The 13,312-nt window shown below is 38.3% G+C and carries 14 protein-coding genes; 4 read left to right on the plus strand and 10 right to left on the minus strand.

Translation table 11 applies throughout. The annotated features are described in order from the left end of the window. Positions 1-417, plus strand: a 417-nt coding sequence (locus B5D30_RS08000) for a universal stress protein (RefSeq protein ID WP_144399536.1), incomplete at its 5' end; no start/stop codon positions are given. A 50-nt stretch (positions 418-467) separates the two neighbouring features. On the opposite strand, the gene B5D30_RS08005 is transcribed toward B5D30_RS08000, so the two are convergent. The 6 genes from B5D30_RS08005 to mltG form a co-directional block, all read right to left on the minus strand. After that, complete coding sequence (locus B5D30_RS08005; RefSeq protein ID WP_078807546.1) at positions 468-1,967, minus strand: HAMP domain-containing sensor histidine kinase; 1,500 nt, start codon at positions 1,965-1,967, stop codon at positions 468-470. Further along, positions 1,967-2,653 (minus strand): response regulator transcription factor, encoded by a 687-nt coding sequence (locus tag B5D30_RS08010; protein WP_078807547.1) that lies wholly within the window; start codon positions 2,651-2,653, stop codon positions 1,967-1,969. The genes B5D30_RS08005 and B5D30_RS08010 overlap by 1 nt, the downstream gene beginning before the upstream one ends. A gap of 60 nt (positions 2,654-2,713) precedes the next feature. After that, a complete protein-coding gene (gndA, locus tag B5D30_RS08015) occupies positions 2,714-4,129 on the minus strand; it encodes an NADP-dependent phosphogluconate dehydrogenase (RefSeq protein ID WP_078807548.1) in 1,416 nt (471 codons plus the stop codon). A 357-nt stretch (positions 4,130-4,486) separates the two neighbouring features. Continuing rightward, positions 4,487-5,041, minus strand: coding sequence for a YceD family protein (locus B5D30_RS08020; RefSeq protein WP_078807549.1), 555 nt, complete (start codon positions 5,039-5,041; stop codon positions 4,487-4,489). Between the two features lies 1 nt (position 5,042). Continuing rightward, entirely contained in the window at positions 5,043-5,522 is a 480-nt protein-coding gene (greA, locus tag B5D30_RS08025; protein WP_078807550.1) for a transcription elongation factor GreA, read from the minus strand. Between the two features lie 212 nt (positions 5,523-5,734). After that, positions 5,735-7,183 (minus strand): endolytic transglycosylase MltG, encoded by a 1,449-nt coding sequence (gene mltG / locus B5D30_RS08030; protein ID WP_159443265.1) that lies wholly within the window; start codon positions 7,181-7,183, stop codon positions 5,735-5,737. A 281-nt stretch (positions 7,184-7,464) separates the two neighbouring features. Here mltG and B5D30_RS08035 point away from each other — a divergent pair, with 281 nt between their 5' ends. Together B5D30_RS08035 and B5D30_RS08040 are read left to right on the plus strand one after the other, a co-directional pair. Beyond that, entirely contained in the window at positions 7,465-8,613 is a 1,149-nt protein-coding gene (locus B5D30_RS08035; RefSeq protein WP_078807552.1) for a hypothetical protein, read from the plus strand. Next, a complete protein-coding gene (locus B5D30_RS08040) occupies positions 8,607-9,299 on the plus strand; it encodes an ATP-binding cassette domain-containing protein (protein ID WP_078807553.1) in 693 nt (230 codons plus the stop codon). Before B5D30_RS08035 ends, B5D30_RS08040 begins: the two co-directional genes overlap by 7 nt. A gap of 25 nt (positions 9,300-9,324) precedes the next feature. Here B5D30_RS08040 and B5D30_RS13685 read toward each other — a convergent pair whose 3' ends face one another. From B5D30_RS13685 to B5D30_RS08050, 4 genes are all read right to left on the minus strand, one after another. Then, complete coding sequence (locus tag B5D30_RS13685) at positions 9,325-9,465, minus strand: hypothetical protein (RefSeq protein ID WP_159443266.1); 141 nt, start codon at positions 9,463-9,465, stop codon at positions 9,325-9,327. 39 nt (positions 9,466-9,504) lie between these two features. After that, positions 9,505-9,795 (minus strand): hypothetical protein, encoded by a 291-nt coding sequence (locus tag B5D30_RS13200; protein WP_144399537.1) that lies wholly within the window; start codon positions 9,793-9,795, stop codon positions 9,505-9,507. A 139-nt stretch (positions 9,796-9,934) separates the two neighbouring features. Beyond that, on the minus strand, positions 9,935-11,215 hold the full coding sequence (locus tag B5D30_RS08045) for a peptidase U32 family protein (RefSeq protein ID WP_078807554.1): 1,281 nt from the start codon (positions 11,213-11,215) through the stop codon (positions 9,935-9,937). A 125-nt stretch (positions 11,216-11,340) separates the two neighbouring features. Next, positions 11,341-12,261, minus strand: coding sequence for a peptidase U32 family protein (locus B5D30_RS08050; RefSeq protein WP_078807555.1), 921 nt, complete (start codon positions 12,259-12,261; stop codon positions 11,341-11,343). A gap of 270 nt (positions 12,262-12,531) precedes the next feature. Here B5D30_RS08050 and B5D30_RS08055 point away from each other — a divergent pair, with 270 nt between their 5' ends. After that, positions 12,532-13,032 (plus strand): hypothetical protein, encoded by a 501-nt coding sequence (locus tag B5D30_RS08055; RefSeq protein ID WP_078807556.1) that lies wholly within the window; start codon positions 12,532-12,534, stop codon positions 13,030-13,032. The last annotated feature ends 280 nt before the right edge of the window (positions 13,033-13,312 follow it).

Consider the following 13,312-nt stretch of genomic DNA (forward strand, 5'->3'; position numbering starts at 1 on the left):
GAGGTGGCGTTTCAAAAAGCGGTCAATGTGGCATTGCGAAACGAAGGAAAATTAGTTTTGGCACACGTCATTGACACACGAGCGTTTCAGACGGTCGCAAGTTTTGACGGCACGTTAGCTGAACAGGCACAAGAATTGGCACAACAAACATTGAACGATTACAAAAATCAAGCACTTGGAATGGGTGTATCGGAAGTCGTGACTGTCGTGGAATACGGAAGTCCTAAGAGCGTTTTGGCTCGCCAAATTCCAGTCGAACAACAAGTGGACTTGATTATGCTCGGAGCAACTGGATTGAATGCAATTGAGCGTTTATTGGTAGGAAGTGTATCAGAATACGTCATTCGTCATGCACCTTGTGATGTGTTAATCGTGCGGACGGAGTTGGATAATGTGACGGGGATTGGGAAGAAATAATCGATTAAAAAATAGCCACATGAACTCAACAAATTCATGTGGCTTTTCATTTAGTCAATTGTTTCATATTGATTTATAGCAAGCGGTAGAGAAATCGTAAACGTTGTGCCACGCCCTAATTCGCTTGTCACATCAATTTTTCCTTTGTAGTTTTCGATAAGTTGTTTGGCAATGGATAACCCTAGACCATTCCCGCCTTTTGTTCTAGCACGTGCCTTGTCTATGCGGTAAAAACGATCAAAAATCCGTTTCACTTCTTCGCTTTCCATTCCCTCGCCAAAATCTTGCACGGAAAATACAAACCGATTGTCTACTTCACCAATAGTAATGACGACCTCTTTTTTATCAACAGAGTATTTTATCGCATTTTCCAAAAGAATAATCACAAGTTGCTCAAGATGATTGCGATAAATTTGCACAATTTTTCCTTCGTGCAATTCATCTTTCAACTCTAAATGAAAATCTGGATAAAGCAATTTGAAATTATTAACCACCTGTGTAATCACTTCTCGTCCTCGTGTAGATTTTTCTTGGAAAGAAACGTCCATTGCTCCTGCTCGTGATAAATCTAACATTTCTTGGACTAAACTCTTCATACGGTTGACCTCTTGCAAGGAGGCAGACAGACCTTCTTCTAAAATTTCTGGTTCATTTTTCCCCCAACGGTTTAACATGGAAAGATGTCCCTCAATAATCGCAACAGGTGTGCGGAGTTCGTGCGATACATCACTAACAAATTGCTCCTGCTGCTCAATATAACTCCTCATTTTCTCCATCATTTCATTGAAAATTTCCGATAAGTCTTCTAACTCGTCACCCGTATGAATTTTTTCCATTTCAATATTACTTTGCGGGTCATTTTTGATGACAAGCATGGTATTTCGCAATTTTCCTAATGGTTGGAGGAAATAATTTGCTAGAAAATAGCCTAAAACGCTACTTAGCACAAGACTAAGCACTTCTAAAACCAACAACGTAATCAAAAGTTGCGAGCGAATAGAATAAAATTCGTTTAAATAGTAAAATGCCTGCACATATCCGATAAGCTGACCGTTTTTCTTACTATGCACTTCGCGGACAAGCAAATAGCCGATATGATTGTCAATAGTCGTAACACTGGTCGTTCCGTCTGGTTTTTTCAGCAAATTCATTGGCTGATTTTTCGTAGAAAAAACCATTTCCTTTTCCATATTGTAAACATAAATGCTTAGCTCTGGCTGGGCAAGTTCGCCGAAAAATGAATTGAGCTGAGCTAAATCCGACTGAAACGTCCCGTCATCATTCATTTTTGTCGTCTCTTTGCCGTCCGTTTGCAAACTTTGAACAGTTTTGATTTCTGTCAAATCTTCCTCCACTCCACTCAAACGTGTCCCAACTTCTGCAACTGTTTCTTCAAATTTTGTGCGTTCCTTATTTATTATCAAATCAACAGAGGTTTTATAGGTGATTACCGCAAATATCGTGAACACGATAAAAATGAACAGAGTACTAGCAAAAGCCCACTTTATTGTTAAAGATGGGCCTTTGAGGTTGTTTTGCTTTTTTTCCATTATTGACGCATAACATATCCAGTACCACGCACTGTCTGGATATAGCTTTCTTCTCCCGGAATATCAATTTTGTTACGAAGATAACGAATATACACGTCTACTACATTCGTTTCAGATTCACTTTCATATCCCCAAACTTTTTGCAACAAATGTTCACGTGAAAGAACAACATTCACGCTTTCCATTAAAGCAAGGAGTAATTCATACTCACGCTTGGTTAAGTTGATAATTTGATTGTCACGGCGTACTACGCGATTTTCTTTTTCAATCAGCAAATCACGGTAGGCAACATTCGTTGATTTTTGAGCAGTTTTTTCGCCCTCAATTGCTACACGACGAAGCAAGGCACGTAGGCGAGCCAAGATTTCTTCAATTGCGAAAGGTTTCACGATGTAGTCATCTGCACCATGATCCAATCCACTTACACGGTCGATTACTGAGTCACGTGCGGTCATCATGATAATTGGTGTATTTTTATTTTGACGAACACGACGAGCGACTTCTAAGCCGTTCAATTCTGGCAACATCAAATCAAGCAGAATCGCATCCCATTCTCCTTCAAGTGCTGCATCAAGTCCAGTCCGTCCATTGTAATGAACTTCTGTTTCATAGCCTTCATGCTTGAGCTCTAGCTCAAGGAAAAGGGCAAGATTCTTTTCGTCCTCGATAATTAATATTTTACTCATTGGAATCTCCTTATTTTAGGTTTTGGTTGGGTTGTTGGGTTGTGTATTTCTTTTGAAAAATTAGGCTTCATCATACCAAGAGTAATGATAAATCCCTTCTCTATCCGTACGTTCGTAAGTGTGAGCTCCGAAATAGTCTCTTTGAGCTTGGATAATGTTTGCTGGTAATACTTCACTGCGATAGCTATCAAAGTACGCTAATGCACTTGAGAATGTCGGAACTGGAATCCCTGCATTTACCGCAAGTGTCACTACATCACGTACAGCTTGTTGGTAGTTGAGCGTAATGTCTTTGAAGTAATCGTCCAATAATAGATTGTCTAAATCTGCATTTTTTTCATACGCATCTGTTATTTTTTGCAAGAATCTTGCACGAATGATACAGCCTGAACGCCAAATTTTTGCGATTTCACCGAATGGCAAATCCCAATTTTCTTCAGCAGAGGCAGCTTTCATTTGAGCAAATCCTTGTGCGTAGCTCATGATTTTTGAGAAATAGAGTGCTTGACGAATTTTTTCGACCAATTCTTCTACATTTCCTTCAAATTTCGCCTCTGGACCGCTCAAGACTTTGCTCGCTTTTACACGTTCGTCTTTGTATGCAGAAATGAAACGAGCAAAAACAGACTCTGTAATCAATGGCAATGGTACACCTAAGTCTAATGCAGATTGACTTGTCCATTTACCTGTTCCCTTATTGCCAGCAGTATCAAGGATACTTTCCACAATCCATTGTTCACTCAAATCATCTTTGCGAGTCAAAATGTCTGCTGTAATTTCGATAAGGTAACTGTCCAATTCTCCTTTATTCCAGTCTGCAAAAATCTCTGCAATTTCCTCTACACTCAGACCAAGCACACGGTGCAATAAATCATAACTTTCTGCAATCAACTGCATATCGCCATATTCAATGCCATTGTGTACCATTTTCACATAGTGACCTGCTCCGTTTGGACCAATATAGGTGACGCAAGGTGTACCGTCCTCGGCTTTGGCTGCAATTTGTTCAAAAACAGGTGCAATCAAGTCATACGCTTCTTTTTGCCCCCCCGGCATAATAGAAGGTCCCTCTAAAGCACCTTTTTCACCACCAGAAACACCTGTACCAATGAAGTTAATTCCTGAGGCATCTAACTCTTGATTACGGCGAATGGTATCAGGGAAGTGCGTATTCCCTCCGTCAATCAACACATCTCCTTTATCCAAATGTGGCAAGAGAGATTGAATCGTCGCATCTGTCGCTTTTCCAGCTTGCACCATTAACATAATGCGACGTGGTTTTTCAAGAGATGCAACAAATTCCTCAATAGAATAAGTTGGTACAAAATTTTTGTCTGAATGTTCTTTGATAACATCCTCTGTTTTTGATGAGGTACGATTAAAAATTGCAACGGTGAATCCACGACTTTCAATATTTAACGCAAGATTTTTCCCCATTACTGCCATTCCTACAACACCAAAATTGGCTTTCGACATGATATTCCTCCTTGTTTTTGACAGGTAATCCTGTTCATTTTTTACGATTTGTTTTTTATTCTCTTTTTCAATCGCAAATCTTTCTCATTTTCCCGATTTCTATACAGAACCTTTTCACTTACTACTAACAGTATAACGAATTTTTTCTCATTTTTAAACTAATATGTATAATTTTTTAACTGAATTATTAGAAAACGCATTCTTACGCCAAAACACTTTCACCTGAAAAGCTCATAAATTCTTTATTTGTAAACAATTTTAGCGTTCTTTCTTCTGCTTTTCTTTATTTTTATCCCTCTTTTTAAAAAAAGCACTCCAAAAAAATAAATCTCTTACTTTTGGAATGCTTTTATTTGATTATGATTCTTCGTCCTCAAAAAAATCTGCTAGTTGAGAGAAAGCGGAGTTATCTTTTGTTTTTTCTTTTTGTCGCTGTTGTTCTTTGTATTCTTCTTCACTTATCAATTCCCACTCATTACCGCTAGGAAAAACGGTTGCCGCTTGTTCTTCTGCACTCAGCACTTTCAATGGAATTTCAAGCAAAATGTTATCCGCAACAGATTCGTCTAATGAAATAGTTTGCCCTTCGATAAGCAATATACTCTCATCAGCCTCATCAATGCTATTTTTCTCCCACATCTCTTGTGTCATAAAGACTTCATCAACGGTAATTTCTTGTTCTACTAAGACAGGAACAAGACTACGTGAGGAAGGAAGTGTCATGTTGTAGACCATAACATAATGCAAAAGGTAGTCTTCTTTGTTAACTGTTAACATTCCTTTCACATCAATTGGCGAAATATCCATGAGACATTCCTCACGAGAAAGCAATTCTTCTTTCAAATCGAGCGTTGTCTCAAATTGAAGAGGTTCGTGTTGGTATTTTCTTAATTCAAGTAATGACCATTTCATCTTAATGTTTTTCAACTTTCACGATTTTGATAACCATTTCACCAGAAGGTGTCGAAATATTTACTTCGTCTCCAATCTTTTTCCCGATCATTGCAGAAGCGACAGGACTTTCGTTTGAGATTTTTCCTGCAAGTGGGTTGGCTTCCGCACTCCCAACGATGTAGTAGACTTCTTCCTCACCGTTTGGCAATTCGATGAATGTTACTTTTTTCCCAATCGAAACTTCATCTTCTGCAATTGCATCGCTATCTACGATTTGTGCGAAACGAATTTGTTTTTCAATTTCAGCAATTTTCCCCTCAAGGAGAGCTTGTTCATTTCTTGCACTTTCATACTCTGAGTTCTCCGACAAATCACCATAAGAGCGTGCAATTTTTATACGTTCAATCACTTCTGGACGCTCCACTGTAATCAAGCGATCCAATTCTTTTTCTAAGTTCTCGTATCCCTCACGAGTCATTTCAAAAATTTTTTCTGCCATGTTCTTCACCTTTTCATTTTTTATCTTTTGATTTCTTCTCCCTAGTATAAGGATACCAATCAAAATTCTTTGTTTTTATTTTCTATTATTAAGGGGTTTCCCTTAACAATAAAGTTTTCTTTATCGAGTGCAATTTTACACTTTTCACGTTGCAAATACAATAAAAAAGTACCACTTGCACAGAAAAAATTTCCATGCAAATGGTAAAGTAATTACAAATGCTCTGCAACTAATGCTTCATGCTCTTCGTAAGTTTTTGCAAAATAAACTTTGCCAGTTTTGATGTCTGCTAAGAAGAATAAATAATCATTAGGTTTTGGCTCAATGACCGCCTCTATCGCCATAAGACTTGGCGAGTCAACAGGACCCGGCCCTGTTCCTTGATTTGTGTATAAATTATACGGACTATTGATATTCGTATTGATTTTCTTATCTTCTTCTGCAGAAATTTTCTGCCCAAGGCGACCTTCTGCGTACAAAATAGAAATATTCGTTTGAAGTGGCATTTCCGCTTTGATACGATTGAAGAATACTTGTGCAATATTTCGTCTATCGTCCTCTGTCGCCCCTTCTTTTTCCACATAGCTCGCTAAAGCAAGCACTTCCTGCACGCTCAAACCTTTCGCTTTAATCGTAGGATAATAATTTTGCAACGTTTGGTCCATTGTCGCAATCATTGTCTCCACTAAAGATTTCAGCGTTGTTTTTTCGTTGTAGTCATACGTCGCTGGGAAAAGATAACCCTCAAGTTTGTATTTCACGCCCGTCGCCTCAGCGGCACTCGTCAAAAGTTCTGGATATTTTTGTTTCATTTCATTGAAAAATTCATCTGATTTTATCAATTTCAGAAATTCATCTTTTGTAAATGGCGTTTTTTCTGCTGATTTACTATTCGCATTGCTTGCAATCGCCTCAGCTATTTGGTCAATCGTGTATCCTTCTGGAATCAACACTTTGCCAAGCACTGGCAACTCTGGTTTTTGCGTTCCACCTTTTTGTAAAATCTTCGCAATTTCCTCTAGCGACATACTCGGCTGCATATTATAGTAGCCACTTTGGAATTTAGATAAATTGTGAAACTTGGTGAAATAGTTGAACACCATACCACTACGGATAATTTTCTTCTGCTCTAAAATGCCACCGATTTGTTTGTTGCTAGAACCGATTGGAATTTCCACTTGAACGAATGTTTTATCCGTTGTATCATACGGCTGAAGTGCCTTGTTGATATAGCTCCACCCAGAAATCCCTACGATTACCAAGAGAATGACCAGTGCGATAATCACTGTTTTGACAATACGTCCAACAATTCTATCCTCTTTGTCTTTTCCGTCAAAATCCGCTCGCCCTTTTTTCTTAGGTAAACGTTTTTGCTCCACTTGATTTCTTTTTGGCAATTCTTTACTCGCTGTATTGCGACTTCTAGTAGCATTACTTCGCTGTTTTTGCTCTTGCTTAGGAAGTTGGGAAGTGCTACGCTTTTCTCCTTTTTTAGCAGGAGTAGCTGGTGCTTTACGTTGCTTATTCTTAGGATTACTTCTCTGCGTTTTCTTAGAAGAACTCGAATAATTCGGCGGTACTTGACCATTCCCCTCTTCTAACGCTCTCATCACTTGATCTTTAAATGACTCTCCGGGACGTGTCGTGTTCTTATCACTCACTCGTGTTCCCCCTTTATAACATAGTTTTAACCAGAATATCATAACATAGTTTACTCAAATTGAAAATAATTCCGCAAAAAAAAGACAGAAATGAAATCTCTGTCATATAATTTTAAAATATGAAGTGGTCTAAATACTTCAATTTCACTTAAGGTACCTCTAAAAATAAACCGTTTTTTTTACCATAAACTACCTCCAAAAAAAAATCATTTTTCTTTCTTTTTCCATTGTCCTCTTTTATAATAAAAATTATATAAGAAAACGCATACCAAGGAGGAAATATGAACTACACTTTTCTACTAGAACTCAAAAAAAACATTCGTGACAAAAATATATTTGTTGTTCCACTTTTACTCTTGATTATTTTCACTTTCTTCTGCGTTCAAAACTCTCATGAAGAAGAATTTTTTGACGGTTGGGAAAACGAGCGTTCTTCAATGACTTTAACTCGTGCATTTAATGCAAATGGTGAAGAACAGACTCTCGAGAAATTAAACGAAAATCCTAAACAAAATGCAAGTTTAATCAAGACGCTTGAAATAAAGGAAAAAATCCTTCAAGCAATTGATCAAAGAGATAAACAAAAATTCGTCAAAGGAAAACTAGCCGAGGTAAACAATCGACTAGAGGATCCACGAGCGTTAGATCCGATCGGTAGATTATTGGACAAACTAAGCCAGATCGAATATCAAAAAATTTTGAAAAATAAAAACGAGTACCTTTTTAGCACTCAACGCAAGAAACCTACGTTCAATCTTTTTCAAGAAATTGTGAGTACATCGCTTCAAAGCCATTTGCTCCTGTTATTTCTTTCACTTTTCTCTGCTTATGTATTTTTCCAAGCAGAAAAAAGTAAGTCAAAGGAGTTTGTTGATATTTTCCCAACGCAAAACTGGAAGAAAACTCTCGCAAAACTTAGTTATTTCTTCCTTTATTTCTCGCTTTCATTTCTTGGTGCGATTGCTTTGTTCTTCCTTGCCAATTCGTTATTCTTTGGCTTAGGTGAGGCAAATTACCCCTTTGCCGTTGCAGTTAGCAAAGGAAGTGTAACGTTCATAAGTGCCAGCCAATTTCTATGGAAATTCTGTTTCCTATTTGTACTGTTTCTTTTGTTTATCGTTGTGTTCAACTATTGTTTGGCAAAATGGACGAAGAACATTTTTGTGCTATTTATAGCAAATGCGTTCTTATTTTTATTGGAAACAGCTCCAGTCTTGCAAGAGGAGAAAATGCTTGGATTTAAACAACTTTTTATCGGTTCTTACAGCAATATCGCAAAAATATTAAAAAATACACCGTACTTACAAGGGGGAAATGGATTTTATCCTAGTTTTAGCCAGGCGACTCTAGTGATTAGTGCGTATATCTGTATTTTTGCCATACTTTCATTTATCCCAAATCATCTGAGAAAAGGGGGAGTATTATGTTAAAAATCAATCACCTTTCTTTCTCTTATGGAAAGAAAAAAATACTTGATAACATCGACCTTGCAGTTGAACCTTGTGAAATTGTTGGACTTGTTGCACCAAACGGTACAGGAAAAACGACACTTTTGAAAATCATCGCCAATACTCTCCCTTACAAGAGTGGCAATATTTCCTATAAGGAATTTTCTCACGAAGAAATTTCCTACAAAAAACAACTCTTTTTCTTGGAAAATGTCGAAACACTTTTCAATGATTTGACTGTCTACGACCATTTGGCTTTGGTCAAAAAAGTGTGGAAGAGCAATGTCGAAGTTGAGGAGATTATGGAAAAATTTTCCTTGCAAAAAATACGAAATACACCGATAAAAAAACTTTCACTTGGTTTGAAACAAAGCGTTCTGCTCACGCTTTACGTGATAAGTGATGCGGACGTGTTGTTATTTGACGAACCTATCAACGGACTTGACCCGACAAATATTTTGGTGCTAAATAAAATGCTACTATATTTGCAAAAAAAGAAAAAAATCATGCTTTATTCTTCGCACAACCTAGAAAATCTCAATAAAGTTGCCACAAAAATTCTATTTCTCCACGAGAAAAATCTTGTAGAAATAGACAAACAAAGCAATTTACAAGAGGAGTATCAAAAACATTTTGTTTCTTGGGATAGTGTAAAAGATTGGGATTGATGAGAGTAGTTGTAAATTTGATGATTCAACTAAAAAGAGGCTGGACAAAACTCGATTTTGAATTTTGTTCCAGCTTTTTTTGTCTAGCTAAGAGGGGCTGAAGTTTGGCAACTGTTCGCAACGCTACTTGAAACTGCGTTTCCAGCAAGTAAATGCTGTGGCTCACTGTTGCAAACTTCAGAACGCCCCGCTTGCTTTTCTGTGTCTAGCTAAGAGGGGCTGAAGTCTGGTGGCTGTTCACAACGTCGATCGCAACTAACGTTGCGAGTAAATAAACGACGTGGCTCACTGCCACAGACTTCAAAACGCACTTCTTCGCTTTTCTGTGTCTAGCTAAGAGGGGCAGGGGCTTGGTCGCTGTTCGCAATGCCACCTGAAGCTCTGCTTCAGGCAAGTAAACGGCATGGCTCACTGCGACAATCCCCTGAACGCCCTTCGTAGCTTTTCTTTGTCTAGCTACGAGGGGCTGAAGTTTGACGGCTGGTCGCAGTGCCACTCGAAACTAGCGTTTCGATGCTAGTCTTTCAAGAATCTTTGATTCTTAGAAAGACTGTATGCGAAACGAAGTGTAGCAGCAAGTAAACGGCACGGCTCACTGCCACAGACTTCAGAACGCCCCTCTCCACTTTTCTTTGTCACACTCGTTTTACTACAACTTTATCCTCTTTGTAAAGATTTATCAGTCCGTCAGCTTTTCGGCGAATCATTTCTCCTATTTCCACTTTTTGCGGAACAGGCATGGTGATGATTTCCATAGGGTTCGGAGCTCTATCTATTTCTTCTCCGTCCTCGTTCCACATTTTTTCGATTACTGTTTCAAAATGGTGGAAATTAGGGCCGTAAAACTCTATCTCATCACCAAGTGTCATTACATTTCTCTGGCGAATTTTTGCAATCCCACTTGTTTCATCATAATCTACGACTTCACCGACAAATTTATATTGCGGAATTTTTCTTCTCGCACCGAAAAGTTGTTCGTTTTCCGTTGGCACGTGGTAATAAAATCCAGTAGACAATTCACGCTGAGCCACTTTCCAAAGCTCATCAATCCATTCTTGCTTGCACACCCAATTTTCTGGGTCTTCCATGTAGCTATCAACTGCTGCTTTATAGACATTTGAAACCGTTGAAACGTAATGAATGGATTTCATGCGTCCTTCAATTTTCAAGCTATCTACACCATTTTCAATCATATCTGGAATATGCTCAATCATGCTCATATCCACCGCACTCATTGAAAACTCTTCTGGAATTTCACCTTGAATAACATTTCTTTCTGTACCAAATGGCATATCATACAATTCATATTTCCAACGACAACTTTGTGAACAACCACCACGATTGGCATCTCGCATACTCATATGATTGCTAAGCGTACAACGTCCAGAATAAGAAATACACATTGCTCCATGCACAAATGCCTCGATTTCGACATCGGTATTGGCACGAATTTCCGCCACTTCCTCCATGGAAACTTCACGTCCTAGCACCACACGTTCAAGCCCTCGTGATTTCCAAAATTCCAACGTTTCATAGTTGGTCGCACTTTGTTGCGTTGACAGGTGAACTGGCAAGCCTTCTGCCTCGCTCAAGGCAATTTCAATCAACGCAGGGTCTGAGACGATAACGGCAGAAATACCTATATCACGCAATGTGCGAAACCATTCTCCTGCTCCGTCTTCATTTCCCTCATGCGTCACCATATTGGCTGCGACATAGACTTTTGCTCCGTACTTTTTGGCAAATTCTACCCCCTCACGCATTTCATCAAAGGAAAAATTTCCCGCTCGACTGCGTAAACCATACGCATTGCCACCTATATAAACCGCATCTGCACCATAGTGAATTGCCACTTTTAATTTTTCCAACGTTCCTGCTGGTGCTAATACTTCAGGTCTTTTTAATTTTTTCGTCATTTCTATTCTCCTCTATAATACTTGAGGAAAATCTTCAATTTTCAAGATTGTAAGATTTCCTACATAATGTTAGTTGAAAAAGAGAGTTTCTCTCCAAAACTGTAACAATATTTTTAAAGCTACCCTTATACTATCGCTTTCGGGTCTAAATGGAAAAATCCTTCGTCAATTCCACGGTGTTTCGGGTGCAGTTTTCTCACTTGTTCATCAAGTAAAGCAGCCTTGCTTATGTCCCAACTTCCCGCCAAAATTTCTTTTTTTGCTTGAACAAAAAGTTTTGCTATCTCAACAAATGCTTCACCTTTCGTATAAATTCCATCTAGTTTCCAATGTGTATAATTATATGCTTTTAGCTTATCTAATTGCAACATCAAATTGATGTCGTTGTTTGCAAAAATATGCGTACCATGCTCATCTTCGTAAATCGAATAATGCGTTTCTGGAGCTTTCGGTTCTGAAAGAAACAAATCTCGCTCCTTGTCTTTCCTCTCGTCTGATTGGATAAAATTATAATAATTTTGCAAGAGCGGTCGTTTCGATTGATGAATAGCCGTTGCTCCGTAAACCAAAATCTCACCAGAAATTTTCAAGTTCTCACTCATTTTTTTCAATTCCTCAAAAGGAACTTCTCGAGCAATAACCGCCTCTACTGCACCATATTCTGCCCAAAAATTGACTTGACGGCTACTTGTCACTAATGTCGCTCCGTCATAAATGTATGGCAATGAAAAGCGATTATCCTTTGTAAGCAAGTGAATCACACCAACGTCGCCTACGACAATTCTATCGACACCAATAGAAGAAAGAAAATCCAAATACTCTGGCACCAATTTCATTTTTTCAGGGTGGAAAATCGCATTCACTGCAACACTCACCGTTTTTCCCGCTAAATGTGCATAATCTGTTATTTCCTTGATTTCTTCTCTTGAAAATGAATGTGGCAATCTCAAGGCAAACGTATCGTTACCAATATAGAGTCTATCAACACCTGCCTCAAGCAATGCTCGTGCTTGTTCAACGCTCTCTGCTGTTGCTGTAATTTCCATTTGTCTACTTCTCTTTCCAGAGGATACCTCTAAATCCTAAATTGCTAACTTGGTAGTAAGCGAGCTTTTTCGAGCTACCCTAAAATTTCGTTCGTTTCTATCTTATCAAATTTCCACAAAAATGAAAGCTATCTGTTTCTTTTTTCAACGAAACATTTTTGTAACAATCTGTAAAAGAAATTATATGTTTTTTTCCATTCGTAAGTGCTAAAATACTAAAAAAGGGTAGAGTTAATTTGATAATTTATTTATAGATATAGGAGTTTCATTATGGAAATTCGGACAGATAATTTAAAAAACGTTGCCTTTGATGAGGCTTATTATAAAGCAAACAATAAAAAGAAAAAAGAACATTTAAAACTACAAAAACAACTAGAAATCATTCGTTCAGAAGAAACCGTACGAGTCGTCTTTACGCAAGAAGATGTTGTCTTTTTTGCCAGATATGCACTTGGCGGAGTTTGTACGATTTTATCTATGTTTACCATGTACCAATTTTCAAACAAAGTATTCCATTCAAGTTATAGCAATTCAACATTTATGTTGCTTGTAATGGTGTTATTTTCTCTTTTGATTGGTTTTTCTCTTTCCAAGCTCGTGTTTTCTATTGCCAGAGTAACAGGGAAAATCCACCACAAACGTGTAATGAAAAAATATCATCACCTACCAGATAGAATTACTTCTATCCAAGTAGAAAATAACGATTTCGCTAAAATCACACGCCCAAATGCTCCAAAAGAACAAAAGGCGACTCAGACAAAGGAAAACTAAATTTTCTTTTAGAGGTACCCATATTCATATCCAAAAAAGTTCGCACGAGTCATGCGAACTTTTTTAGGCGAAACGAGGGGGAACAAGAAATAAACAGCACGGCTAACTGCCACAAACTTCAAAACGCCCCGCTTGCTTTTCTTTGTCTAGCTGTGAGGGGCAGGAGTTGAGTCGCTGTTCGCAACGCCACCTGAAGCTCTGCTTCAGGCAAGTAAATGGCATGGCTCACTGCGACCAACTCCTGAACGCCCCTCGTAGCTTTTCTTTTTGTCTAGCTGTG

Origin of the sequence: Pilibacter termitis, assembly GCF_900167335.1 — a bacterium.
In the GTDB taxonomy this organism is placed as follows: domain Bacteria; phylum Bacillota; class Bacilli; order Lactobacillales; family Streptococcaceae; genus Pilibacter; species Pilibacter termitis.